The sequence below is a fragment of the Acidisoma silvae genome (assembly GCF_020618775.1).
In the GTDB taxonomy this organism is placed as follows: domain Bacteria; phylum Pseudomonadota; class Alphaproteobacteria; order Acetobacterales; family Acetobacteraceae; genus Acidisoma; species Acidisoma silvae.
In genome coordinates this window covers 1-24,657 of record NZ_JAESVB010000028.1, presented here as the reverse complement: position 1 = coordinate 24,657, position 24,657 = coordinate 1, and the positions used below count along the sequence as shown (strand labels likewise).

The 24,657-nt window shown below is 59.5% G+C and carries 29 protein-coding genes and 2 tRNA genes; 12 read left to right on the top strand and 19 right to left on the bottom strand.

From position 1 onward, the window contains the following. Positions 1-101 precede the first annotated feature (101 nt). From ASILVAE211_RS24165 to ASILVAE211_RS24145, 5 genes are read right to left on the bottom strand one after another with little or no spacing between them, the layout of a single operon-like run. The gene (locus ASILVAE211_RS24165) at positions 102-2,417 is read right to left on the bottom strand and encodes a hypothetical protein (protein ID WP_227323929.1); all 2,316 of its coding nucleotides are present in this window, start codon (positions 2,415-2,417) and stop codon (positions 102-104) included. 11 nt (positions 2,418-2,428) lie between these two features. Beyond that, positions 2,429-3,112: a hypothetical protein gene (locus tag ASILVAE211_RS24160; RefSeq protein ID WP_227323928.1), complete on the bottom strand. Its 684-nt coding sequence runs from the start codon at positions 3,110-3,112 to the stop codon at positions 2,429-2,431. Continuing rightward, the gene (locus ASILVAE211_RS24155; RefSeq protein WP_227323927.1) at positions 3,112-3,474 is read right to left on the bottom strand and encodes a cupin domain-containing protein; all 363 of its coding nucleotides are present in this window, start codon (positions 3,472-3,474) and stop codon (positions 3,112-3,114) included. The genes ASILVAE211_RS24160 and ASILVAE211_RS24155 overlap by 1 nt, the downstream gene beginning before the upstream one ends. Further along, entirely contained in the window at positions 3,471-4,028 is a 558-nt protein-coding gene (locus ASILVAE211_RS24150) for an aspartyl/asparaginyl beta-hydroxylase domain-containing protein (RefSeq protein WP_227323926.1), read from the bottom strand. Before ASILVAE211_RS24150 ends, ASILVAE211_RS24155 begins: the two co-directional genes overlap by 4 nt. Beyond that, positions 4,025-4,480, bottom strand: a complete 456-nt coding sequence (locus ASILVAE211_RS24145) for a hypothetical protein (protein ID WP_227323925.1) — start codon at positions 4,478-4,480, stop codon at positions 4,025-4,027. Before ASILVAE211_RS24145 ends, ASILVAE211_RS24150 begins: the two co-directional genes overlap by 4 nt. 194 nt (positions 4,481-4,674) lie before the next feature. Between ASILVAE211_RS24145 and ASILVAE211_RS24140 the strand changes: the two genes are divergently transcribed. The 6 genes from ASILVAE211_RS24140 (at position 4,675) to ASILVAE211_RS24115 (ending at position 10,933) form a co-directional block, all read left to right on the top strand. Beyond that, entirely contained in the window at positions 4,675-5,400 is a 726-nt protein-coding gene (locus ASILVAE211_RS24140; RefSeq protein WP_227323924.1) for a hypothetical protein, read from the top strand. A 406-nt stretch (positions 5,401-5,806) separates the two neighbouring features. After that, on the top strand, positions 5,807-5,983 hold the full coding sequence (locus ASILVAE211_RS24135) for a hypothetical protein (protein ID WP_227323923.1): 177 nt from the start codon (positions 5,807-5,809) through the stop codon (positions 5,981-5,983). Beyond that, positions 5,980-6,252, top strand: coding sequence for a hypothetical protein (locus ASILVAE211_RS24130; RefSeq protein WP_227323922.1), 273 nt, complete (start codon positions 5,980-5,982; stop codon positions 6,250-6,252). The genes ASILVAE211_RS24135 and ASILVAE211_RS24130 overlap by 4 nt, the downstream gene beginning before the upstream one ends. Positions 6,253-6,350: 98 nt before the next feature. Then, the gene (locus ASILVAE211_RS24125) at positions 6,351-6,770 is read left to right on the top strand and encodes a hypothetical protein (protein ID WP_227323921.1); all 420 of its coding nucleotides are present in this window, start codon (positions 6,351-6,353) and stop codon (positions 6,768-6,770) included. A gap of 72 nt (positions 6,771-6,842) precedes the next feature. Continuing rightward, positions 6,843-7,157, top strand: a complete 315-nt coding sequence (locus tag ASILVAE211_RS24120) for a hypothetical protein (protein WP_227323920.1) — start codon at positions 6,843-6,845, stop codon at positions 7,155-7,157. Next, the gene (locus ASILVAE211_RS24115; protein ID WP_227323919.1) at positions 7,154-10,933 is read left to right on the top strand and encodes a DUF7146 domain-containing protein; all 3,780 of its coding nucleotides are present in this window, start codon (positions 7,154-7,156) and stop codon (positions 10,931-10,933) included. Before ASILVAE211_RS24120 ends, ASILVAE211_RS24115 begins: the two co-directional genes overlap by 4 nt. Before the next feature lie 43 nt (positions 10,934-10,976). On the opposite strand, the gene ASILVAE211_RS24110 is transcribed toward ASILVAE211_RS24115, so the two are convergent. Both ASILVAE211_RS24110 and ASILVAE211_RS24105 read right to left on the bottom strand, forming a co-directional pair. Further along, entirely contained in the window at positions 10,977-11,402 is a 426-nt protein-coding gene (locus ASILVAE211_RS24110) for a terminase small subunit-like protein (protein WP_227323918.1), read from the bottom strand. Positions 11,403-11,695: 293 nt separating this feature from the next. Then, the gene (locus ASILVAE211_RS24105; protein WP_227323917.1) at positions 11,696-12,019 is read right to left on the bottom strand and encodes a DUF5681 domain-containing protein; all 324 of its coding nucleotides are present in this window, start codon (positions 12,017-12,019) and stop codon (positions 11,696-11,698) included. Positions 12,020-12,185: 166 nt separating this feature from the next. On the opposite strand from ASILVAE211_RS24105, the gene ASILVAE211_RS24100 reads away from it, so the two are divergent. The 3 genes from ASILVAE211_RS24100 (at position 12,186) to ASILVAE211_RS24090 (ending at position 13,385) form a co-directional block, all read left to right on the top strand. Continuing rightward, positions 12,186-12,410, top strand: coding sequence for a hypothetical protein (locus ASILVAE211_RS24100; RefSeq protein WP_227323916.1), 225 nt, complete (start codon positions 12,186-12,188; stop codon positions 12,408-12,410). A gap of 193 nt (positions 12,411-12,603) precedes the next feature. Next, positions 12,604-12,981, top strand: coding sequence for a response regulator (locus ASILVAE211_RS24095; protein ID WP_227323915.1), 378 nt, complete (start codon positions 12,604-12,606; stop codon positions 12,979-12,981). Between the two features lie 251 nt (positions 12,982-13,232). Continuing rightward, on the top strand, positions 13,233-13,385 hold the full coding sequence (locus ASILVAE211_RS24090; RefSeq protein ID WP_227323914.1) for a DUF3309 family protein: 153 nt from the start codon (positions 13,233-13,235) through the stop codon (positions 13,383-13,385). 256 nt (positions 13,386-13,641) lie between these two features. Here ASILVAE211_RS24090 and ASILVAE211_RS24085 read toward each other — a convergent pair whose 3' ends face one another. The 10 genes from ASILVAE211_RS24085 to ASILVAE211_RS24040 all read right to left on the bottom strand — a co-directional run bounded on the left by ASILVAE211_RS24085 (position 13,642) and on the right by ASILVAE211_RS24040 (position 19,163). Beyond that, entirely contained in the window at positions 13,642-13,887 is a 246-nt protein-coding gene (locus ASILVAE211_RS24085; protein ID WP_227323913.1) for an anti-sigma factor, read from the bottom strand. Between the two features lie 1,323 nt (positions 13,888-15,210). Further along, positions 15,211-15,287: transfer RNA gene (locus ASILVAE211_RS24080), tRNA-Pro, on the bottom strand. 3 nt (positions 15,288-15,290) lie between these two features. Continuing rightward, positions 15,291-15,363, bottom strand: a tRNA-Ile gene (locus ASILVAE211_RS24075). A gap of 611 nt (positions 15,364-15,974) precedes the next feature. Continuing rightward, entirely contained in the window at positions 15,975-16,229 is a 255-nt protein-coding gene (locus ASILVAE211_RS24070) for a hypothetical protein (RefSeq protein WP_227323912.1), read from the bottom strand. Further along, on the bottom strand, positions 16,226-16,642 hold the full coding sequence (locus ASILVAE211_RS24065) for a hypothetical protein (RefSeq protein ID WP_227323911.1): 417 nt from the start codon (positions 16,640-16,642) through the stop codon (positions 16,226-16,228). The genes ASILVAE211_RS24070 and ASILVAE211_RS24065 overlap by 4 nt, the downstream gene beginning before the upstream one ends. Beyond that, entirely contained in the window at positions 16,639-17,202 is a 564-nt protein-coding gene (locus ASILVAE211_RS24060; RefSeq protein ID WP_227323910.1) for a hypothetical protein, read from the bottom strand. The genes ASILVAE211_RS24065 and ASILVAE211_RS24060 overlap by 4 nt, the downstream gene beginning before the upstream one ends. Next, positions 17,199-17,969, bottom strand: coding sequence for a hypothetical protein (locus ASILVAE211_RS24055; protein WP_227323909.1), 771 nt, complete (start codon positions 17,967-17,969; stop codon positions 17,199-17,201). The genes ASILVAE211_RS24060 and ASILVAE211_RS24055 overlap by 4 nt, the downstream gene beginning before the upstream one ends. Continuing rightward, positions 17,966-18,400, bottom strand: a complete 435-nt coding sequence (locus tag ASILVAE211_RS24050; RefSeq protein WP_227323908.1) for a hypothetical protein — start codon at positions 18,398-18,400, stop codon at positions 17,966-17,968. Before ASILVAE211_RS24050 ends, ASILVAE211_RS24055 begins: the two co-directional genes overlap by 4 nt. After that, positions 18,400-18,702, bottom strand: a complete 303-nt coding sequence (locus tag ASILVAE211_RS24045; RefSeq protein WP_227323907.1) for a hypothetical protein — start codon at positions 18,700-18,702, stop codon at positions 18,400-18,402. The genes ASILVAE211_RS24050 and ASILVAE211_RS24045 overlap by 1 nt, the downstream gene beginning before the upstream one ends. Further along, positions 18,699-19,163 carry a hypothetical protein gene (locus tag ASILVAE211_RS24040; RefSeq protein ID WP_227323906.1) on the bottom strand — a complete coding sequence of 155 codons (465 nt, stop codon included), beginning with the start codon at positions 19,161-19,163 and terminating at the stop codon, positions 18,699-18,701. Before ASILVAE211_RS24040 ends, ASILVAE211_RS24045 begins: the two co-directional genes overlap by 4 nt. A 446-nt stretch (positions 19,164-19,609) precedes the next feature. On the opposite strand from ASILVAE211_RS24040, the gene ASILVAE211_RS24035 reads away from it, so the two are divergent. After that, positions 19,610-19,912, top strand: coding sequence for a hypothetical protein (locus ASILVAE211_RS24035; protein ID WP_227323905.1), 303 nt, complete (start codon positions 19,610-19,612; stop codon positions 19,910-19,912). A gap of 40 nt (positions 19,913-19,952) precedes the next feature. Next, positions 19,953-20,309, top strand: coding sequence for a MarR family transcriptional regulator (locus tag ASILVAE211_RS24030; protein WP_227323904.1), 357 nt, complete (start codon positions 19,953-19,955; stop codon positions 20,307-20,309). A 612-nt stretch (positions 20,310-20,921) separates the two neighbouring features. Here ASILVAE211_RS24030 and ASILVAE211_RS24025 read toward each other — a convergent pair. Together ASILVAE211_RS24025 and ASILVAE211_RS24020 are read right to left on the bottom strand one after the other, a co-directional pair. After that, entirely contained in the window at positions 20,922-22,079 is a 1,158-nt protein-coding gene (locus tag ASILVAE211_RS24025) for a COG3904 family protein (RefSeq protein ID WP_227323903.1), read from the bottom strand. Continuing rightward, positions 22,080-23,078, bottom strand: a complete 999-nt coding sequence (locus ASILVAE211_RS24020) for a peptidoglycan-binding domain-containing protein (protein ID WP_227323902.1) — start codon at positions 23,076-23,078, stop codon at positions 22,080-22,082. Positions 23,079-23,612: 534 nt separating this feature from the next. Here ASILVAE211_RS24020 and ASILVAE211_RS24015 point away from each other — a divergent pair. Beyond that, positions 23,613-24,506, top strand: coding sequence for a tyrosine-type recombinase/integrase (locus ASILVAE211_RS24015; protein WP_227323901.1), 894 nt, complete (start codon positions 23,613-23,615; stop codon positions 24,504-24,506). The last annotated feature ends 151 nt before the right edge of the window (positions 24,507-24,657 follow it).

Here is a 24,657-nt window from a genome sequence, read left to right as displayed (position 1 = left end):
AACGACGGGGTCTTTCAACCAGGGCTGTGCCGCCGCCTGTGCCGCAGGCGATGCCTGCGAGACGATGGGATCATTCAGCCAGGGCTGCGATGCGTCGGCCATTACTGCTTCACCCTCAAAACGCCGTCTGGCGAGACATAGCGGGCGCCACTTGGAACGCTGGCGTAATCCGCCGAGTTTGCGACGTGAAAAACCGCTCCGCCCTGTTGAGATGCAGCGCTTTGCGGATTGCCGGCCGCCTGCTGCGGCTGGGGCATTTGGCTCTGCGGCGCGGCCTGTTGAGGCGTCGGCTGCCCTTGCGATTGTGCCTGGGGCTGCCCACCCGACAACTGGCTGTCGGGCACAGAAGCAAGCGCGGGATTGTAGCGACCGGTGTTTTGATCTGTGCGGTTCCAAACCCAGTCGCGGAATGACGGCGCCGCCGTGTTGACGGTTGTCCGCGAACCGTCGGCGCTCACTAGGTAAGCCGGGACATTATCCGCATAGTCGCCCCACATCTGGTCGAAGCCAGCAAGCGTTCCGTTTTGCTGCGCCCACTGATTTTGCGCCTGACGATACATCATGTCGCGCCGAGCTCGGCCGATTTGAACATTCGCGATGTTGCTGTTCACGTCGCGGTAGTTCGTGACAGATGGCTGCTGTTTGGCCACGGCCTGAATGACAGGCAAGTCAAGACGTCCCATTCCTGACGGCAGTCCGGAGACCTTCATCTCGGCAGCAATCTTGTCCATCGTCTGGTAAGGCTGATTGCTGGGCGTCCAGGGAATATGACTACGAGCCCACGCCGCTGCATCAGATCCAGCGCGAGGCCCGGTCGGCGCTCCAGCGTTCACAAGCTCGAATTGCTGCGCGTTCTGGATCTGCTGCTGATCCTTTTCCAGGATCGGGGCATTCGCCTTCACCGCATCCGCGGCTGCCGTCCGGTCTGCGTTCATTCTGGTGGCCAGAGCACCATTGTTTGCCAAGCCGGCGTAAGGGTCGACAGGAGGCGCAGGGAACGTTCCTGCGGGTGTTTGCCCAGCAGCGGGTGTCCGCGCCGGCTGGGTGGCAGCGGGAGCTGCCATACTGAGCGCGTTTTGAGTGGGCACGACCGATGCGGCAGGCGTACCCGGAGCAGCCGCCGGCGGCGTTCCGCTCTGAAGGGGCCCGCTTGTGTCCCCGGCAACCGCAAGATTGTGCTTGGCCGCCGGATCTGCGGGGCCGCCCGGGATCGGCTGATAGATCATGACACCCGAGTTGGGATCGCGAACAAGCTGGAATCCTGCCTGCGCCGATGCCTTGATGTGGGCCTGCACAGCGAGCGTCGCGGGGTCTGCCGGGCCGCCGCTGGCCGGCACATAGCCCTGTGAGCCGTCGCCATACTGAACCAACTGGTAGCCGTTCCCATCAGTGATGATCTGCCCATTCTTCATGACCGGGGCATAGGTCTGAGAGGGGGCTGACGCCTGATCTCCTGGCGCCGCTGCCGGCTGGGGAGCCTCAGCCTGCACATCAGCAGGCGATCCCGGCGTATAGGAGCCGGGGGTCGAGCCATCCGCCGCTTGCGCCGGCGCGGATGACACCGGATGGCCTTCCTGCTTGAATATGGCTTGGGCGAACTGGCTGCGCAGGGTCGGATTGGTCAGATCCAGAGGCTGGTTCGGATCGACGCCGAGTTGCTGTGCGACAGCCGCTGTGTAGGCCGCCGTGTCGTTTCCATCGGACGGGGGCGCCCAGCTATTGATGATCTGCGCGGTGGTCTTGAGACCGTGTTGCTGGTTGTCGATGAGAAGCTGATTCTCGGTTGCGGCAACACCCGCCTCAGGGGTCGAGAAGGACTGGAAGCCGTCACCACCAACATTCTTGAGATTGCCCGGGTTGTTCTGGCCTGAGGCACCGCCGCTAGGCGGTTGCCCGCCTGCAGCGCCGGCAAGATAGGGTCGGTTTTGCAAATAGTTCAGGATCTTTCCTGGATCAGCACCGAACATCGCGATCTGATCAAGGGCACCGTCGCCGGGATATTGGTCTGGCAGGTTCTGGCCGAGACCATAGGGCCGGACATTCGCCAGCATCTGCTGATATGCGGCCGGCCGGTCAGCTGGCGCCGCAGCAACAACGCCTTGAGCAGCTTGCGCCATCGTCTGCGCCTGGCGCTGCATGATGTTGTAGGGGATCATCGCCTGAGCCGATCTGTTGGCGATGATCTGACTCGTCATGCTTGGATCAATGACCGACAGAGCATTCAGCGCCTGTGGATCGCCCGCAGCCAATCCCGGCCGCAGACCCACCTCCTGCTGCTGGTCAGCGACCTGCTGGGCTTGCATTGTCAGGGCATTCTGGCCCTGTCGAATCTGTTGCGCGGCTTGCAAATCACCAGGCAGGTTAAACTGGGTGCTCGCGAACGGATCTGTCAAAGCGTTTGCGTCGAAAACGGCCATCGTTTTGGCTCCTAATTGGCCGAGAGCGCGTTAAGAAACTGAGTATCGCCTGTCGCTTTGGTCGTTGGGCTCGCATAGGCCGAGAGCGCGTTCTGCGTTGTTGCGTTATTCAAGAACGAATTTAGCGCGCTCGTGATGCCTGACGTTTGAGTGCCGGTTATGCCAGCCTGCGCGGCCCCAGCACTTGCCGCCGTCTGAGCGGCCCCCGACGCAGCCTGCGCGCCAGCATTCGCGTCTTGGCCGATTGCCGTCTGGCCCATGCCGGCCAGCGAACTCAGCCGATTGTAGAAACTGGAATAAGCATTGTCGGCCAGGCCCTCAGCGTAATTCGTCTCGCCCTGGATATTTGCGCCGGATGTGCCGAGGCCGCGTGCCGCCGCGCCGTTGTCCTGCGCTTTCTCGCCCTGGGTCAGGTCAAACTGATAGCCGGGATCGGTTTGGAAGAGAGACGATGCGTAGTCTTGGCCGGCGACACCATTCGAACCGGATGCATCAGCAATATCGGTCAAAGCGTTGTTGCCGGACGCGACATAATACTGATTGAGAAGATCGGTCTGGTTGGCGTTCTGCTGCCCCAGATTGATCGCCAGCTTTTCATTGGCCGCGATGTCTTTCGACTGGCTGTTGCCGCCGATTAAGCCGCCGATGATCGAACCACCCGCCGCCACGCCGGCAGCCGCTACACCCCAGGGCATCACGCAACTCCTTCAAGCTGATGTTCTTCGTGGATAGCCGCACCGCCGTCGCGCTCGCGGTGGATGCAGAGGATTACTGTCATATCCTCAAGCGACGTGAACCGGTGCTTGATCAGAGCGGGGATGAAGATCGCCCGTGGCGCGTCATATCGGACCGGATCGGCATCGCCGGCCTCTGCGATAATGCTGCCACGGACCAAGAACGAGGTGTGATCGTACGAATGCGCATGCTGCGGCACGACGGTGCCGGCGAGCGGGATCTTCATCTCTTTGATGAAGACGCCATCAGCCGTATGCCATTCTTCGCCGAAGGGTTGGATGCCGGCGCGTTCGCAGGACGTGCAGCCATTGCAGCCGGTCATAAGTCTCTCCTAAGGCAGACGATCATTGAAAGGCGGTCGCGAGACGAATGGTTCTCGACCGAATGCGGGATGTCGTTGCGGAATTCCCAGATATCTCCTGGGCTCGCGATCAGATCGGAGCCGTCCCAACGGAACAGGCAGCCATCGTCGGCCTGGATGGCGACATAGAACTTGTCATGCGCCTGGGCGTGCCAGCCGCCATCGACATGCGGCTTAATCTGACCGCCGGGAGGTGTTTTGGTGATCAGGACACCGCCCAGACGCCGATCGCCTGCGAGGTTCGTTGCGATGGCCACGGCACCCGGCAGGACAAGCGCCGGAGGCAGCCAGACGCTTTCGTGCTCGTCAACGAAACGGGCCATGTCGGAGCCATATTCAGCGACATACGCATCCACGTCGCGGAATCGCACCCATATATCGACAGTTTCGGAGTGGGGCGAGCCAGGAACCAGGCGTGCTTTCTGCTGGCCCCAAAGCTCAGGGTGAGCAGCAAGCTGCTCGACCAGCGGCGCAACATCGACGCCCGACCTGATAAGGCGGAATGGCTCGATCACAGGCCAATCTCGCTTGCCGAAGCGTTGTGGGCCGTGACTTTGAGGATTGCGGGCAGCAGCACAGCGACTGCTTGCCCAGTCTGCTCAACTGAGGCGCGGCCGCGGAATTCGTTCGGCCGATAGCCTTTCAAAAGTAAGCTCATGAGGCTGTCGCTGTAACGGCACTGCATGATCGGCAATCCGTCCGCGCCGTAGATCAGGCCACTGGCACAGGTGACGTATTCCTCAGTGCCGTCCATCGCTCGACGCCAGGCTTCCGCCTCAAGCGCATCGACGCCCTCTTCAAGAGCACTATCCCAGGCCGCTGCAAAATCGGGATCAACATCGCGCCGCGCGTAGACGGTCGATCGGGAAACCAGCACAGCATGAGCTGATGCCGAAATATTCGCGCTTACAGCAAGATGCTGAAGGAAGCGGCCAATCTGGGCTTCCGTGAGAGGGCGGCCCTGCATCTCAGATGGTTCGCGGGTTCTTTAGAGGCTTAGCGTCCATGATCCTGATCCCTGCAACGTCACCGCGACGGGCTTGAGCATAGAATACATAGGAAAACCGCCATTTACAAGAAAGTTCAGGAAAGTGTCCTTTTCTAATTGCTCTTTTTTTATGCTCCTGTTATGTCTCGCTTGGCGCGAAGAGGATTCAGGGTATGGCTACCGCATCAGAAGCAGAGATTTCGCTCGCACAGACGACTGGGACACCTTTGGTGACCGTGCAGCACATCACCCGGATCCTTCGGACGGCCGGCGATGACCTCTGGCTGACAACGGGCCGCGGCATTCGAAATGCGCAGGTTAAACCCCATCATGTCGTCAATGTTGCATTGGCCATTTCAAACGGACAGCCGGCGGATGGCGTTGAATTTGTCCGAAAGTTTCGGATGCTTCGTTCTGAATCCACAAAGATCGTTCGCGAGCGGGAACGTCTCAATGCCCTCACGATGCTCTTTGCTGATGAAGAAACTAAGGCATTTGAAGCAACGCTACCCTTGGTTGAAACGGCAGTATCGGCAGCCAATGATGGCGTTTTGAATCTTGGTGAAATACTCGATTCATTTGTCGACTTTCTTGCCAATGAGACAGACGACGAAATCGCTAAATCCCGCCTTTGGAGCTTAAATCTTCAAATTGAATACTATCCGTCATTGCGTGCGGCGCTCACACTAGGTCTTGATCCCGGCGATACGGAGACTTTTTTCTTTGCACTTCCAACTGAAATGGAAGAAGCGCCAGCGCCGCGTCGGATCTTCATGAGACCAATGATCCTTGACTATCTTGGCCTTACTTTTCTGTCGTTGTGTCTCAAGGGTTTTGAAGAGTCTTCGACACTTCCGAAGAAAGAAGGCCGAACTGCCAGCCGCGATTCAACTACATAACATAAGGAGCATAGTGATTATGGCCCGAATTGGATTGCCTCGTCTCCCCGTGGCGCTCAAAGAACGTACCGGCAAGCAAGCGCCAACCTATCAGATCTGCTACAACGGCGCAGTAGCGGGCCTTTTCCCGGCCCATTTCGAAAGAAATCGTTGGACGGTAGATGAGGCCGACCTGGACGCAATAGCTCTGGCCTTAGGCCTGGTTCCCATTAAGGCGCAGCGTCAAAGTGCATCTTCGAGGCGCGTCGCCGCATAGAAAAACCCTGCAACATGCCGGTCGCAACGGCACGCGCAGGGTTTCGCATAAGACCTAACGCTGACGGCTCCTGAACAGGCCGTAATCTAGCGAAGTCTTAGGCGAAATCAAGCGCCGTTTGCGACTGGCTCTAAAAAGGAGCCCGGAACGATGAGACATCGTCCCGCCATCGAACACTGCGCGAAGTCATTCGCGCCAACGGTGAATCGCGCCATCACAGCACGTGATCTCGACCGGGAAGCCGATCTTCAATTGGCTCTCGGACACCATATGATTGCCGAACGCCTGGCCCGGCACGCTGAAGAGCTGCGGGAGGCGGTGCGATGACCGGCGAAACGCCCCCGGAGCAGAAGCTGCCGCAGGTCACGATAGTTGGCCTCAATCACATTCGCGTCCAGACGCTCGTTGCTATCGCCAGTCAGCTCTACGACGGCGCCCGTTTATGGCGCTACGGCAAGGTAACCCAGGCTGAATTGCTGCAGTTCGCAGAGTTTTTTGAGTCTGAGTTGCGCCGCCGCGACGGAGCTGCCGCCGATAGGCTTGCGACAGACAGGAGTAGCCGTGTGTCTCGAAGCAAGCGGGGCGCGCGATCATGAATGCCCCTTATCCTGAAATGAAATTGCCGAAGACAGCGGTCGTCATCCAGTGCCCAGGCACAATCGATGCAGTCACCCTTAGCCTGAAAATGGGCGAGATGCGTGATCATGCACCGTGGCACCTCGCTCTTTTCCAGGCAGTGCTGACCGGTGAAATCGTGCTGGTCATGCCGCTGCCGTTGCAGGCGATCCCTATGGCTCGGCTCGCAACCATCGGCAGGCCGGCAATTGTTCTGCTCTGTGACGACGGGCCAGTGTCTGAGGGCCCGGCCGGATGGGTCTGTGCCCCACATGCTTTCAGATGGGCGCAGGCGTCGATCATCAATGGCACGGGTGGCGATGCCAAGATTTACGCTGCCGGCGTCGACGCGGCTCGCGAGATAAAGCGCGTCACCATCTGCGACACGGCAAGTGCCCATTTCGATGCTTGGCGCGATTGCGCGGCGGCACAGGGCGATAAGCCCATTCTCGGTTTTCGGCCGCCGCCTGGTGGCCGCCATCCGGATTTGGCGTCATGAGTACGGGGGCTCCTGGTTCGGCCTTGTTCGGGGGTGGTCATGCCTGACCTTTCCCCTCAGGATCGACGGAAAATGGCCGCGATCCTCGGCCGCCTAGGGTCGGATCAGGCCGGCGAAGTGGCTGCTGCGGCGCACATGGCGTCCGCTATGCTGAACCGCAATGGCCTGACCTGGGCCGATCTGCTGGCGCCAGATGTCCCACCGGCCGAGAGCGAGGAAGACGGTTGGCGCGCGCTGGTCGTGTCCAACCTGCAGTATCCTGGCCTGCTCAGCGATTGGGAAAAGCGCTTCCTTCAGCAGCTGCTGAACCGCAAACGCATTTCCCCGCGGCAGTGGCAGAAGGTGACGCAGATCGCGGAGCAACTCCGGGAACGGCGCGCCTGGTGAGCCTCGCTGATCCAAAGCCGGGGGTATTCCCTGATTGGCATGGCCTGATCACGGCCTGCCTTTCTCACGAAGAGCATCTGTCACCGCGTGAGCGTGAGTTCATCGGCTCGATCCGCTCGCGCGCTACCATCACTGACAGACAGCGCGCCTGGCTGGACAAGATTGCCACCGAAGCGCCAGGCCGGGACCTCGACACACTGAAGGAGGCGCTGTCGGCACGGCTTGAAGAGCTGGCGGAAGGCCTGCTTGGTGCTCCCAATGCTGATACCCGCCGGCGGCGCGAATGGCGGTGGGGCTCGAAGGGCTCGATGGCCCTTGTCATTGAGGATTACGGCGGCCGGGCACGCGGCGACTTTTTTACCCATGAAGGCGGTCGCGGCGGCGGCATCCTCGACCTCGTCATGCACGGCCGGTCCTGCGGGCTCGGCGACGCGATCAGGTTCGCGAAACACTGGCTGGGCTGGGACACGCCCGGCTATGCGCCGTGCCCGATCAGCGAGGACGTGCTGGCAGCGCGGGCCGCAAAGCGCGAACGGCAGCAACGTGAAGCAGAGGAGGATGCGGCAAAGCGCGTTGCGCTGGCGCGGCGTCTTCACGCGGAATCGGTGCCCGTCGCCGGCACTGTGGCCGAAAGCTATTTGGTCGAGGCGCGCGGTATTCCCTCTCCGGCGGACGTCTGGCCTGAGAGCGTCCGGTATCACGAACCGAGCCGAAGCCTGCTGCTGGTGGCTACGACAACCGGCGGCGACGTGCAGGCGGTCCAACGCGTTTACCTCGACGCAAAGGCCCGAAAGATCGGTGAGGCCGAGCTGGAGGCCAGGAGGCTACCAGCCGTCAAACAGACCAACGGCGTCAGCGATGGCGCGGTGGTCAGATTGCCAGGTGTTACGAAGGGGCCTGTCCTGGCGGCGGAAGGTCCAGAGACCGGGCTCTCCGTCTGGGCTTCGACCGGTTACGAGACATGGATTGCCCTCGGCAGCTTCCGAAGGCTGACGCCGCCGGCAGGGCGCCCTCTCGTCATCTGCCGTGACGACGATCGACGCCATGCGCCGGCGGATGCCGCGCTTCGGCGCGCCGTCGCTGACTGGACCCGTGGCGGCCACGCCATCCTGATTGCCTCTCCTTGGGAAAACCGTCGCTTCGACAAAAGCGACTTCAACGACGCCATCCAAGAAGCAGGCGCCGCTGCTGTCCGGGATCGGATTGAGCGCACCATCAATCCGGGCCGCGTGCTCAATCGACGCCAGCCGATCGCGGCGGTGCGCCAAGCGCTCGATGTCGCAGTGTCGGATTTCTTCGAGGTCGCAAAGGGCTGGGACGAGCGCGACGAGGAAAGCCGGCACGAACTTCCCCCTGTCCACGCCATCCGCGTTGATGTTGGCGCCGGCAAAACCCGGGCTGCCTATCGTTATGCTGCCCGTCGCCTCGAGGCCATGCGGACGGCAGGGGATAAGCGGGTCATCGTCTTCAGCGTGCCCACGCATAAGCTGGCGGATGAGCAGGCGCAGCTATTCAACAGCATTGCCGCCGAACGCGGAAGCCGGCTGACGGCCCAGGTCTGGCGTGGGATGAGCGCCCCGGATCCGGACCATGCCGACGCGCGAGACCCTGCGATCGCCGACAAGCTCAAGACAAAGATGTGCCGCAACCTTGAGGCGGTGGCCGCAGCGCGCGAGGCCGGCGTCGATGTCCAGCAGGCTGCTTGCCGGAAAAAGGAGAAGGGCAAAGATCCAGTCTGCTGCCCTTTTTACGCCGAATGCGGTTACCAGAAGCAACGGCGAGCCAAGGCTGATCTATGGATCGTGCCGCACGACCTGCTGTTCCTGTCCAAGCCCACGGCTCTTGGGGAGGTGGCGCTACTGATCGTTGATGAATCCTGCTGGGCAGACGGCCTGGAAGGCGCGAACGGCCGGCCGAGCGGCATAGCCGTCGATGATCTTCGCAAGCCCGACCGCATTCTGACCGCCGAAGGCGTGCAGCTAAAAATTGAGACGGACAGGCTGCATTACCTGCGCGCTCGACTCCTCGACTGCCTGCATGGCCAAGAGGATGGCCCGCTGCAGCGGGAGGCCATGCACGGTGATCTCGACCATGCGAATGCTGGCGAAGCCCATAAGCTTGAATGGCGCCGGCTGATCGACCCCGACCTTCACCCCGGCCTGTCCGAGCAGGAGCGTAAGGAGCGGGCCCGGTCGGCGAAGGGCAATGCCCAGATCATGCGCATTGCCCGCATCTGGAGCGCCGTCATGGCCCTGCTCCGCGATGGTGGGCCGCAGGTCTCCGGCTGGCTCGCGCTCGCCTCAGAGCCTGACGAAGACGGCCGCATGGCGCGTGTCCTGCACATTAAAGGGCGCCGTGACGTGCGCAAAGGCTGGCAGGTGCCGACTTTACTGCTGGATGCCACTATGGACGTGCAACTGGTGCGCCCCTACTGGCCGCAGGTCGAATTGACCGCTGAGCTGCTGGCCGAAGCGCCGCACCAACATGTCCGCCAAATCGTGGACCGCGCCCTGTCGAAGAGCATGATCGAGCCAATGGATGATGCCGAGGCAGAGGCCCGCCCGGATATCGCCAAGCGCCGCCGCAAGAACCTTCGCACGGTTCACGCCATCCTCTGCCGCGAGGCGCGCCGGTACGCCCCTGGCCGCGTTCTAATCGTGGCGCAGAAGCGTGTGAAGGAAGCGTTACCCGGTTTCGGGCCGCTGCCGGCCAATGTCGAGCTCGCCCATCACAACGCTGTCGCCGGCCGCGATGAATGGGGTCCTCAGCCTGATAGGGATGGCATCCGCGCGCTGATCGTCGTCGGGCGCACTGCACCAAGCCCGGGCGCTGTCCATCGCTTGGCGGAAGCTCTGATGGGATCAGCCGTCGAGAAGCTTGCCGGCGGCTGGTATGAGCGCGGCGACGCGGTGCGCGAGCGCCTGGCCGGCCAAGCCGATGCCATCGAGGCTGAGCGGCATCCCGATATCATCGCTGAAGCCATCCGCTGGCAGATTTGCGAAGGCGAGCTGCTGCAGATCATCGGACGTGGCCGGGGCGTTAACCGCACGGTTGAGAACCCTCTCGATGTGCTTGTGATGACGGATGTGCCGGTGCCGACGCCGGTAGCCGAAACCATCGCGTTCACTGATCTCGACCCAACCCCGCAGGATCTCATGATGGCGGCCGGCGGCATCATTCTCAGAAACGCCAGGCATGCGGCGACTTCATTCCCTGAACTTTGGCCGAGCCACAAGGCCGCAGAGCACGCCTTCGCCAGATCCAGACTCCCCCAAACCTGTAAAGATAATACCTTTATATACAGCGATGGGGGAGTCTGCCGATCTGTCGCCTATCAGCTTGCGGGAGCACGGGCCCACCATGCTCAGGCCCTTTTCGACCCCATTACCTGCGCTGATCCCGAAAGCTGGCTGGCCAATAAGCTGGGGCCGCTGGCTTGGTTCGAGATCGAGCCGCTGCAACCTGAGCCGCAGCTTGATCCACCATCCCCACCATCACTGGAGCCCACCATGAAGCCTGAAATGCTTCCGGCCGGCCGCGTCATGCGCGTGCCACCAGACTGGATATTCCCGACGATCACCGATGAAGAGACCGCGATTATGCCCATCAGCGGCCTCTGGCGGGTCTACAGGCCCGGGAAGCCGCCAAAGACTGTGCAGGAGGCTCCAACTGCCTGGAAAGCCGTCCAGGGCCACGAGGAGCCGTTTCTGCCGACGCCGATGGGGACGATCCTGCAGCTTGCCCGCCTGCAGCCCTTTCAGGGACACCGCCTATGATCGGGCAATACGCGCGTGTTGCTGTGTCCGACGTGTGCGGTGCCTAGAACTTCATGTCCTTCCCGCCGAAGAACGACGGGTTCATCCGGGCGAGCTGCTGGCATCGCCAGTTGAAGATCATCCGGACGATTTTCACCGGGTGGCCGGCATCGAGCATTCTCTCGACCTCTTGGACGACATCGTGGGTCAGGCCGAGATAGCCCTCATATTGCGCCCAACGAAACGCCCGGTCGAAGCGCTCATCTGAAGCCCGCAGATTGTAGACCGCCCGCCGGCCCGGCATGCCTGGGGTTCGGCAGATCACTCGCAGCGGCACCCCATCGAACAGCAGGTCCAGGATGCGGTTCCGGATCTCTGGCGTCATCACCGTTGGCCGGCCACGTCCACGCGGTTCTTCAAGCGGAGGACCGCCGTTGTGGCCCATTGGAGCCGGTTCATCCCAGAGCGGGGGCAGTTCGGAGAAGTCCATCTCAGCTCCCGTGCGCTCGCATGATCGCGCGTAGTGGCGCATTTATTCGTCCTCACCGTCCTCAGCGACCGTCGACACAGCCGACCCGGCCATGGCGGCAGCCAACAATGCAGCGGCAGGGAACCCACGAGGGCGCCCACGCCTCAGCGGCTAGTGGGGTAGCGCCCACCACCGCAGAAGCCCCCAGGCGGCCGTATATCAAAGCTCAGTGCTCACATTGAGACGGCACACGCCTGAAGAGCGTCGGTTCTTGCCCTTCGTCCGAGAGGAGCCGATGCCAAACGTGTCTCTGGCTACCCCGCCGCGACAATAGCAGCGAGCTCATCATCACTCAGATCGGCCGCGCGAATGCGCAAACTGACCTCACCGCCGAGATCGAATTCCTTCGGCACGAGCGACGCGATCAGGCGCAGATATGCCACCGGATCCTCCGACCTGACCTGCTCGATTACCGCCGCGCCATGCTGGTTGAAATCGGCCAGCACGGCCGCGACAAACGCCTCCGATAGCTTATGCCGCGAACCCTTCGGGCGCCCTCGTGGGTTCCCCGACTGCCCCGGCCGAAAGGGGCGCAGGTTTCCCTGTTTTCTCTCTGTTAAAACAGTGAACTGGGTCATGCCGAATCGTACCATTTACTGCCGATTAGTGCAGCAACATTCGGGGTTTGGACGCGCTGCCTTCGCACGGTGACGCCCCTTCGTTGCCGAAAGAGTGCGTGGCCAGCGCTCTATCAATCCGCGTTCAGCATCGCCAAGTCATGGCCTCCCACAGCGGAGACCGGCCATGACCAGTGTTACCGACGGCGAACCCGACAAATCCCCTGACGAGGTTTGGGAGGTGCTGGGCCTGATCCGCAATGCCCTGGAAGGCGCTCTGCCCCCAGGCTGGATCCGGCCAGCGGATGAAACGCCCCGCGTGGTCTCGGCAGAGGTCGAAGCGATCATCATGGCCATACACGAGATGGCGATCGTCATCCCAGCCGAGGAACTGGTCGACCGGGCTGTCTAAAGGGGCTCGGCCGGTGGGCATGCATCGGCGTCACCATTTCTTGCCGCTGACTACGCCGCGGCTCTTATCTCAATGTTTGCCTAAGCATGCCTCCTGCTGGAAATGTGGAGCCGGCTGAGGTTGCCCTAGAGACCGGTGCGCCTAAATATCCGATGACCGGAATGTCCGGCGTCGGGAAGGGCTGTCTGTAACTATGGCTGATGGTTTGCTCGCTGGTTACCATGTGCTCATCGCAGAAGATGAGCCCGTGTTGGCTTTGCTGATTGAGGATCTGATCCAAGACGCTGGCGGTGAGGTCATAGGGCCTTTCGCGACCGTGGCCGAGACGGCAGCCGCAGTGCGCTCAAACAAGATCGATATCGCCATTCTTGACCTCAGCCTGAAGGACGGCAACGCTTACCCAATCGCTGACATGCTGGACACAAGAGCGGTGCCGTTCATCTTCCTGAGTGGCTACGGGGCTGACAGCGGCCCGACTGACCGGCACAAATGGGTGTGGCATTCCAAACCCTTTGTCACTGAGGAATTGCTGGCCAAGATGAAGGGGCTTCTGCTCCCTTATCGCGACTAAGCACTAATCCTCTCCGGAGCAACCACAAACGATGAGCGACTTCAGACAGCGGCTCACTTCGGCCGATCTTGCTGTTGGGTGATTCACCAAATCGACCGAATTTTGGAATTTGTGATTCTTTTTCCCGGAGTAATGGGGGGGACGAGGTTATTGGTTCGAATGATCACCGACCCAACAGGTTGCTCATTTTGAGTGCTGCGGTCTAGCCGGAGCGTTGAGGGCTCCCATTTACCAGCCAGGAGACCCAAACCATGACCCTATTGCTGATCGTGATCGTCATCCTGCTCCTGGCAGGTGGCGGCTATGGCTACGGGCGCGGAGGCTGGACTGGGCCGTATTACGGCTCAGGAATTGGGGCGATCGTCCTTATCCTGATCGTGTTTCTGCTGCTCGATTACGTTTGAGCGCCGCGCGGAGGGGGATGGTTAGCAATTCATCCGATAGCCCCGTGACCGTTATTGGGTCCGAACCATCCGACTTTCATAGCTGGTGGCGAACGCTGCAGCAGTCAAAAATACTATCACCCGTCTCCGTAAAGAGGAGGGTTTTTGCACTGGGCAAAAGTAAGCCCCCAGCCGCCGGTTACCGAGGCGGTGCGTCCCGGCTGTACCGTTGAAGCTAACTCGTGAGAGTTCTGGTCGAGGCAAGCGACGAGCAGACCTAATTCATCTTTGGCTCGATATCGGGAACGCCGACTGCATCCAACACGGCTTTCACGCCAGCATGAATCGCGGCGATTTGTGCCTTCAATTCTGCCACCTCCCTGCGGAGTTCTTCATTTTCGCCCAGAAGTGCCTCCAATTCGGGGACATGCTCTGGGGAAATTCGCATCGCCAGCTTAGGCATGATCTCCTCCTTTGGTGAGATCGAATTTATCAATCCTTGATATTTTTTGTCGATCGGCACTTTGGAATAACCGCTCGTATGGCAAAGCAAAGCTGGGTGACGAAAATGGTCAGACGGCAAAGCTCACTACCGCCCCAAAGCGCCGTGGTGCCAAGTGGGCATTTCAAAAAATCCTGAAAATATTGAAACATTTCATGCAGGTGTATGGATTAGATGACGCGATTTTGAGTTGGCTACAAAGCGCCAGCGTGCTTTAGGAATTCTGCCCTGAGCAAAAAAAGGCGGTGCCGAAGCACCGCCAAGTTTAGGGAGGAAACGTCCAAGATAGCAGCAACACGATCAGGGACCGCCGTCGCTGCTGAACACGAAACTAGGCTTCCCAACTCCCACTGTGCAACCATTTTGCCGCACCGCAGCAATCACGTTTTGCTGTGGTGCCTACATTTGTGCAGATTACCCGGCAGAGGTTGGCAATTATCCTAGCATCTTTGGTCAAGATACCATGATGCGGATGTCTATGCTTAGCTAATCCCTCACCGTAACAGCGGCGGCCAGCGACGCTGAGCATCTGCGGTTGTCAGAAGTTCAATCAAAGTCGAGGAAAAATTTGGATACGTTGTCTAAAATTAGCCTGATGCAAAAATTTGCATTTCGTTTCTTGAGTGGCGAATGGAATGACTTCGATGATTTGGGCGCTCTTGCGCCGGGAATCTCGGCCGGGCTCGGGCGTCTTAGAAGTTGCCGTCCCAATTTAATTGAGAGCCGAAGCGGCCATTATGGCTCAGGCGGCCATTGGGTCAGGCAATGGCGCATCAAACAGTCCGGCTAGTGACGGGCCAAATGGACAGCAAGCAAGTGCCACGAACAGTACAAGTTGTTTGCCCCCGCGCCGAGCGACGGGCCGGCAACTTACGATGGCACCGCCGCAGGGCAACACAGAATGGCATCACGGCCATGGAGAAACCCTTGGGGGCTGAGTTGTTAATGAAGTGTCCCCTTAGGGACGCACCCTATCTCGCTCCAAATCCTGCAACCTCGCCAATGCCCTTTCGAGCATCGCGTCCCACTCCATGATCCGCTCCAGCGCCTGATCGCGATGCATTGAGCCCTCTAAGAAGAGCTGTCGGGCTGATGCCCGCAGAAGAATTAGTTTCTCGGTAGCTTCTGCGACCTCGCACTGGGCCGCTAAGATTTCTGGCGTAGGCTTAGGTTCTTGAAGCTTTCTCAGCATCAGGATCACTCGCGATTTCGTGAGTCCAATCTACGCCAAAGACGTAAGAGAGCAATACTTTGGTGCTAGTTCGTTTGATTGAACCACTTTGCACGTCGCTTTCGCTGCTGCATAGCCCTCGCGGCGGCAGGGGCTTTCTGCGTTAGAGCGCTTGGTCGGGGCGAGAGGATTCGAACCTCCGGCCCTCTGGTCCCAAACCAGATGCGCTACCAGGCTGCGCTACGCCCCGACATGGCCACGGCAGGAAGCGAACCCGCAACCAAGCGGATATCAGCGGCCCGCTCTAACCGTTGAGCTACGTGCCCGCGTTGCCAGGCAATGCCACACTGTCCGCTCGAAAGCAAAACCCACCCGACGGCTACCAAGGTCAGACATCGGGAAGGTCGTCTCGCTTCGGCGGACGGAACACGTCACGTCGAAGTCGAACTCGGCAAAGTCGGAGAGCAGGCTGGACATCACCAGATCGCGCCGCTTCGCGGCAGGCCCCTCAGAGCTACGGCAAGATCAGCAATCGTGGGAAGGGCACGCCCGGTCATAAACGTGAGCATAAAAAGAACACGACATCGCGTGAACCCGGATTGGCGTGAAATGTCGCGGACGGGAAACTGCAGCTGCTACATGGAGTTCCCGTGCCGAGCGACCAGCCGGCCGGCGACTTACGATAGTCAGTGGCGCCGCCGCGACCAGCACGCGTTAGCCAATCAGAATCTTAATTGCAACTCATACCCAGGAACGGAGGAATTGGGCGGTGAGCGTCGGGACGCCCGGCCCTCGGTCAAGAAGCCTCAGGCGCCCCTCCTAGCATTCGCACACTCTCAGCCAGCAGAGATCGCCGAGCCCTCCGCGAAGGGCTTCACTGACTGCGACGGTATTCATCGTGCAAAACTGCGGCGCGCCCCGCAATAATCCGTTGAGGCTAACCCTCGAATGACCTTTCCTGCGCCAACGCTGTAAGTGCCGCCCCCATGCGGACCATGGCGTCATCGTCGGTGATCCTGGTGGCCCGCAGTAAGCTCATCAGGTTGTCGACCGGCCGCGCACCGCTGCATGCCCGACGAAACATTATCTTCGCGGCACGCTGATGATCCCGCGGCAGATCGAGGAACGCCTGCCAGGCTTGATGCTGAGCAGGGCTAGCCGGCGCCATGGTATCGATGAAGCAGATGGTCATGACGGTCTTGCTCCCTGGGCGCCCATGGGATCGAGAACCCGGACGGCTGCGACCAGCGGCGCGATATCGCTGAAGGCCAGCCCGGTCGCCCCGGCCAAGATCGGCACGAGTTGATCCGCTGATATCCTGCGGCGTAGGACACGGTGAACGGATGTCTTGGCTTCCGGCCACACCCAGACCGGCAAGGCGCGGATAGCCCTAGCACAGTCCTTCTGAGCCGGTGTACGGCCGTGGAGCATGTCCAACCATACAGGTGGCGCGGCAGCAGCCCTGGCAGCCTCAGCCGCGGTCTGCGCTTCGATCAAGACGTGCAACGCCATTGTGATTTGCTCTTGGTGCTCCTCGTCCAGCTTGTCGAACCAATCGCTGTAGGCTCGGTTCATCCGCGGATCGGTGAACGGGATGGAGGTCATGCCCGGTCTCCCAGATCTGGGAAATCCCGGTCGAAGGCACCGGCCATCCAGTCGCCGCCGATGGTCTCGATCGGCACGCCAGCAGTATCGGCTACCACGCGGAGAGCTGACGAAAGACATCTGCAAAGCTGTCTGCGCAGGAGTTCCAGCTCGTACCCCTCGTTGTCATTGGTTTCGAGATCGCCCGCCACCTGGTAGGCCATGACGATATGCGCGGCGGCGTCACCGAGCGTTCTGGCGGGGATTGATTTCGCCAGTTCGATTAGCGCCTGTTCGCGATGATAGGCGGCAAGCATGCCACGCTCGGCTTCCAGTTCGTCCAGATGCCGGCCGTCTTTGCGGGCTTCCAAACTGGCGTTGTCGAATTCATTGTGCCGGTCATTGGTCCAGACGCGACGCTGAACGAGGCCGAGGACAGAGGGAAGCAGTTCCAGTTTCGCCCCGCTCGAGGGGGAAACCTCAGCACCAGTGGGGCCATGTGCAGTTTTGCGCAGGGGGGCAGAGTTGCTGACACCCTTAAGGGTCCGCTTATGGCGCGGGGCCTTTGCTGTTCCGCTCATACTGCGACCCTCGCCTGAAGCTCGCGGCAAATCTGCGCGGCGAGGAAAACGCCACCATTAGGCTCGCCGCCAGTGCCGTGCCAAAACAAAAGCTCGTATTCTGCTAACCGGGCTTTAGCTGCAAACCCTTCTGGCGTCGTCGGGACTATTGTTGTCGCTTCCGTCGATATCTCATCCATTCGCTGGTCGCGCTTTTGGTCCCATTCGCCGAAGGCGGTCTTCTCTTCCTCGGTGCCGGATTGAACAGCTTCGTACTTTTCATCACTTTCCGCTTTGATGCAGAAAAACTCCTCGGTGATATCGAGTAGCCGTGCGTCTGGCGAAACTGCGCGCGGTTCCGCTGCGAATATCCCGGCGCGGCTTCCAGGCTCGTGCCTGTGTCTGCTGACCTCGTATTCCGCATTATGCGGTCCAATATCATCGGTCCTGACACCAGCCTTCATCAGCGCCAGTAAGATGCTGGCATTAGCTTTCACGATCCGGCGGTGGAATGGGGCCGCATCCTCCGGCTGAAGCTCACAATCATCCAGGAAGCCCGCCTGGTCAGCGACACATAAGGCAAGGACAACAGCGTCGCGCAAAGTGACGGGTTCAGAGGCCATCGCTTTGTAAATAAGGCCATCATGCAGGTCGTCGAGTTGACGGTAGATATCGCTCTGGGAAAGGCTGATATTTTCCAGGCGAAGCATTTCCTGCCCAACAGCTTGCATTTGTATGCCGAGGGCAGCGATGGGGGACGCCAGCGAGGTTGTGTTAATAGCGTTCATGCTCCCGCCCTCCCCAGAATGTCGCGGGCGAGAGAGGCGACAATTGCCCCCTCCGGGCTATAAGACCCAAAGTATCGGTGATCGGCGCGCCCCCTAAAATCACTGAAGATTACTGCAGCCTTGGCGCACAACCCTTCCGGGGTTCTGGCGGCTAAATCAGCCATTTCCTCGCGAATCTCTCGGCGCCGATCGACAAGAACAGCTTCCCTATCGCGAATATCTTGAATGCGAGGGTCTTGGTTTGGTAACACCTCATCCTCAGCGAACAACTTTCCCAATTCTTCCTCAGACGCGTCAAACTCGGACTTGAGACTAAGCAGTTCACCGTCCAGTTCCTCGGCCTTAGCCTGCCCAGCCGCAGCGGCAGCCAGGACCAGCATCGCCATACCGCTTGCTGCGGCTGAGCGACGGGAGATCGAATTGCGTGCCATCAGCCCGCTCCTCCTTCGATGCTTTTTGTTTGTTTTGTTTGCGGCCAGCTATCCGCGAGCTCCCCGTGAGTGGCGCCCAGTCCGGCGAAGACGAGAACCAATGGTCCCTGTCCCACTGCCGCCATTTGCGCCAGTCGAACGGCGCGATCCAGATTCTGTTGCGTGACGATCTTGGGGAGGATCGCAACGGAATGCCGGGCATCTGCCTCCAGCGGTCCCTCCCGGCTCATCGCCGCAGGACCTGCCGTTACAGCGGCACTTTCCGCTTTCTGACGGCCACGGCGTGGGTTGCGCACGGTCATGACAGCGCCCCGGTCAGAATGGCGTCATTGACCACCGAGAATAGAAGGCCGCCGACGCCCCATGTCAGATTGGAAGCATGCACGTCAGCCACACTCTCGTGCTCCAAAGCAAACATGGCTTTGGCAGTTAGGCCGAACGGCGTTTTCGCAGGAGTGTTGATGATCCGGCATTCAAGCCTCATCCGAACGCCAAAGGCATCACCGACTTCTTGGCGATCAGCAATGGCTTTCCCTCGGCGATGGCCGCGACGGTTGAGGGCCTGGTACTTCTCACGTGCGTTTGTGCCCTGAGCGATCAGCCGCAATAGTTCGCCGTCAGGATGTTGATCCAGGTCGATCAGTTGAAAAGCCCCAGCCAGTGTACCCGAGTGGCTGAGGCTATCGTCTCTTCTTTCGGGAGGCGCTCCTGCTGAAGACGGAGCGCCTCTTCTTCTGGTATTCTCTTTGTCAGCCTCGGACATGGATTAGGGTCCAGTCTGCGGTTAGGCGCGAGGGGTGAATGAGCCCACTCCTCGCGCTGCCTCTGTTACCGGGAACCGCCCGGCACGGCAGCTAGGTCAAGGATCACCCAGTGACACTTGAACCATAGCTCATTATGTTTCATACATAATAGATGATTGCTTGAGTGTCAAGCGTCAAACATCTTGGATGATGTGTGAGACATGATTTCAGCTAAGCAGATAAAGGCGGCTCGCCTTTTCTTGGAATGGGAACAGCGCGATCTGGCCGAGAAATCAGGGCTTTCGCTCCCCACAATTCAAAGGATGGAGAAACTCGGGGTCGAACGGAGCTCAGTTGCTAATGCCCAAAAGGTGCAAGGTGCACTTGAAATTGGAGGCATCGAGTTCATTCCTGCGAATGGCGGGGGTGCCGGAGTGCGGTTGAGGAAGCCTGGAGGCGCCGACTGATGACTGACCGCCAAGACCGGGCTTTGGCCCTGAGAGATCACGCACAGCGCATTGTCGATGCGTTTGGCCAGGCTATGACGATCGGTGATAAGCGCCACGCCGTCCTCGACGCTGCTCCGTGGCGCATCGCGTTCACCTCGTCGATTGGCGCGGTGCCGGCGCGGCTGTCGCTGAGCATCTGGCGCGTGACCAAGGTGCTGTTGGTCGAGTGGAACGCGACCGCGCCGGCCGCGCTGGACGTCCCCAATTTCAAGCAAGGCGAATGGGAAAGAGAATTTCTCGCGTGGGCGGCAAAATCCTAGAACAGGCGCCTTAACGCGTCGCGGCACCACCAGGGCTCACATGAAAAAGAAACCAGACGACCAACAGATTGAGTTGACCAGTGTCCTTCTGGACCGTGTGCTCGATATCGTTCGCGGTGACGACCGCGACCTGAATCTTCGGCAGTTAGCCGTGCTTCTGGTGTGCTATTCGACCAGCGAACCTCAGACAGTTCGAGGACTCGCGGAGCATCTCAATGTCGTAAAGCCTGCGATCACGCGGGCTCTCGACCGCCTGGAAAAGGCCAAGTTGGTGAGACGCAAATATGATCCCGCTGACAAGCGCAGTATCCATGTCGCTGTCACCAGGGCCGGTGAGCGCTATGGCGAGATGTTTCTGGGCGGCTCTCTCCAGCAAAGGGCGTCTGTTGACGGTTGACGGGCGGCCAAGCAGGGGATGCCGTCAGCAGGTTATGGCTTTCCCATGAATGCGCTGTCGATGGTGGGGCGCGATGAGCCCGACACTCTGCCGCCCGCCTAGCTAATCAAAACTTTTAGATGCGCCTATTCGGTTTGGCTAAGCGTTTCTGGGGCCATATGATCGCGCACATCCGAGTGATGTCAGCAGGTGTGGGCGTCCAGCGGTTTTCCCTCTCCCATCGATCGCGGTTGAGGCGCGCTCTGATGGAAATCACCGGGCCGGTTTGTGCGTTTTCCTCCTCAAGAGCCTCGTGGGTTTCCAGCGCTGAAAAGGCTCCAGAAGCCAAACTCCAATGAGGGCTTCCGGTTTCGTCGAAATTAAAGAAGCCGCTTTCTATGCGTGAGATTTTGATTCGACGCCGATTTTCAGTTGCAACGAAAGCGAGAGCATAGCGCATTCGGCTGTTAGCATATTCAGGAAGCAGTGGGTCTCCGAGGTGCAGTCTAAGCGAGATGCGTTGCGGTATGTGCCGGACCACACCGCTAGGCTCAAAGATGAACAGCCATAGTCCCATCCTCTGACCATTCCTCGCTTAGCGGCTTTCTGTGCCGGGTTTTGCCGGTTAGGTTATTAGTTGAGGCTGCCCCTGCTGATAACTGAGCCGCTTTCTTCAGCGACCCGAACACCAGTGGGCGAAATATCGAGGGCCAGACGGAAATTGGCGGCGCCTACTGAGTGCGCATTTCTAGCTATGCTGCGGCAATCCCATTGGACCACCCCGCTTACTGTGCAACTAGACCCGCTCGGATCGCACGTCACCGCCATCGTCTTTGGTTCAACGGTGTAGATCCTAAGGGGCCATCTTGTGACGAAGGCAGTCTTTTCCTTCAGGATTGTCGATTTCGGTGTGGCATTGCCGTAATAGATGACGCTATCGTGATAAATCGAAGAAAAATACGATATGGCTTGGGCGTTGCCCTCAGACCAATGTGCAAAGTAATCCTCGGCGAATTGGGTCGCCTCCTGTTGTGGAGACATAGCGGGTTTCACCAGCGGCTCAGATAGTGAGCGGGGCGGGACGATTGTAGCGAGTTGCGTCGTGTTCGCGCTTGGCGCTTTGATGAGAGGCAAGAACTGCGGCGGGACGAAAGCAGATGCCGTTGGGGTGGCGGCCGGCGGAGATACAGTTTGACTGGGCGCACTGGCAGTCCGGATCGGAACCACGGTCATATCAATACCCAAGCGATTTGCATCGTCGGGGGTTAGCCAAGTGATATTGTCGGGATCTGCTTGCTCGATATAGATAATCGCGTCGTCCGATAGCCCTAAACGCGTAAGGTAAGCGCCCACTAAGGCATTGCCGACGCCAGACTCACTTTTTTGACCGCTGGCATCTTCCATGTAGGCTGCGTGGAAACCGACTTCGCCGCTACCCTGAATATAGCGTTGCGTTCCCCCCAACCAAGCCAATGCGCACGCTGATGCACAGAAGGCGCCGTCCGCCACACCGGTCGCAAACTCATGAGTTCGGATCACCTGACCGATCTGCAAGCCAGCAAACAAGTTGCCGCCGGGGCTATCAAAAATGACAATTGCCTTGCTGTAGCCTTGGATGACCGATGAAAATTGATCGCTATCGCCTTCGTTGATTTGGCCAATTACTTTGATAATGCCGACCGATGGATCGTCTGAAGCTGGGCCTGCTGTGATATCGGCCGCTTTCGCTGCTGTTAGATGTAGGACCAGAGCGATGATGGCGACTAGCGCAGCGATAAGACCGGAGCGCACTTAATGCCCACCTTCTTTTGTTATCTTCGCCTGTACATCTGGGTCGACGGCAAACTTCAGCGATACTCTTGTGATGTTGGTAGGAATAAAATGCTCCCAGTTTATCCGAGAGAAAATTGCGCGGTTCAGATCGAACGAATACAGGTCCTTTAGAGAAGGCTGCCCGAAATCGTCGTATCCGGAAGTTGCCATTTCAAAGTGACATTGATCAGCAGCAGAGAAGTCTTCGTAAAAGCGTTTGACCACAGGAGCAGAAAATTCCGCTTGGAATAGCATCATTCCAACTGTCGTATTGTGGTCATGCCATGATGCTTGCTGATTTTGGTCAGCCGCCGCCGCGGCAATAAACTGATTTGTCAGCGCTTTGATTGTGTCAGGTGCCATGGACAAAGCGACAATGCAGGGTTGCTTCGTAGAGTCATAAGAAACCGTAACGCCTTGTGCGGATGCCTGCGCCACAAGCACCTTCCAGTCGTCAGGCCCACTTCCTGTTTGCTCGGCCGGTATTCCCGGTGCTGTCGCCGGCTTGGGTGGCGGAGCGCTTGGCTGTGAGGGTTGGGCGGGGGCCAGGATAGCTTGAGGCGCGGCGGGAGGCTGGTTTTGGGTAGTGCCAGGACTTGGATTTGTGTCTGCCATCAGCGCTACGGCGTCATCATTGCCTAGAAGGCCGGTCGGAACTTTTCCGCGGGCAATCTGCCAAGCCATGATAGCTGCGCGAGTGCCGGTGCCAAATACCGCGTCGATCGTTGCTGACGCAGGAAGATAGCCAAGCAGCTGCAACTGCTTCTGCAGTGCGGCCTGTCCGTCAAGCGATCGCGCGACTTCTTCTGTTGCATCGCCGGTCAGCCTCGCATCCCAGGCCGAGCGCTGCTGTTCATAGGCCTGGGCAACGCATGATGCGGCCGATGCTGGCGCGTCCGGCGGGGGCGGCGCGCTGGAATTGGGGGATTGGGCAAGGGCGATGCCGCAATTGGATCGGACTGCCAGCCCAAAATTCACGGATTCAAGCCTGATGCTAGCTTGTCCTGCGGCGCCAACTTGTTGGCGCAAGGCCTGATACGTCTCTACAAACTGAAGGTCTAAGAGTGAAAGATCGGGGCGTGAGCAGATGAGCTGTGCGAGAGGATCTCTTAGCTCAGGGCAGGGAAAGCTTGGGCCAGTGATGTTAAAGCCTGGCGGAGCACTTGTTGGCTGAGTCGGCGCGACACCTTGGTCATTTCCAGGCGGGAAATAAGTTGTATTTTGCGCCTGGGCCTGGGTAGCGGATGCAATTGTCGCGACTAATGCGGCGAGGCAAGCATGCCTAACTAACCCGGCCATTTGTGCGCCCTACTCTGCGAGACTGCTTTCGAGCACCTTACCAATACCTTACAGAATGTAAACGCAGAACGTTTGACCGGGTGTGACCGCCGGCCTTTATGGTGATGCTGCTGGGTGTGTTCGGACCCCTCGCCCGAACTTGCGATTGCAGTGCAAGAGAAGAAGCATTATCTTGCACTGGAGAGCTGACCCCCTCTGGAGCCCTGAAAACTGATGGCCAAGCGCGACGTGGCGGTCCTACCGCCGGAACCAGCCCAGGACGAGACAGCCATCGCGGCTCAGCAGGTCTCAAGCGACGATCACCTTATATCTCTGTGGCTGCACGGCCGGAGCGCCGGCACGCAGCGGGCTTATGCGGCCGACGTGGCGGCGTTTCGTGACTACGTGCAGACGCCGTTACGTAAGGTTAGCCTAGGCGACCTACAGGCGTTTCATGATTCCTTGGCCGATCTGTCGACGGCCAGCCAAGCGCGGAAACTTTCAGCGGTGAAGTCGCTCCTGACGTTTGGGCAAAAGACCGGTTACCTGGTGCTGAATGTCGGGACGCCGGTGAAGCTTCCCAAAATCAAGCAGGCTCTGGCCGAACGAATCCTAGACGAGGATGCTGTACTTCATATGTTGACGCTTGAGCGCCATCCGCGGAACAAAGCGCTCCTCCGGCTTCTGTACCTAGGAGGCCTTCGGATCAGCGAAGCCTGCGGGCTTAAGGTCCGCGATCTGCAGGTTAGCCGTGATTCTGGTCAGATCACTGTCTTTGGCAAGGGCGGCAAGACGCGGGTCGTGCTCCTTAAACCGTCGATATGGGCTGACTTGGCGATGATGCGCGGCAACGATCCCGAGGCGGCCGTGTTCCGCTCCCGCGAAGGCGGCGGTCACCTTAATCCGTCCCAGGTTCATCGCATTGTTAAGAAGGCGGCCGCCCGCGCGGGCCTGTCGGACGCGGTATCAGCCCACTGGCTTCGCCACGCCCATGTGAGTCACGCTCTGGATCGCGGAGCCCCTGCCCACCTCGTCCAGGCAACCGTTGGTCACGCCAGCCTGACGACCACGAGCCGATACGCTCACGCTCGGCCAACAGATAGTAGTTCAAAGTATTTGGCTGGCTAAAGCCATTCGCGTCCCAACTCAGGAGATGTCTATGTCGCTACGTTGCGGATCACGATGCTCGATATAAATTAAGCGGCGAAGAAGGGGGGAAAGCGGATGGTCCGGTGTCGGGTCGACCGCCTGAATTCCGGACATTCGTCCTACGGCACAG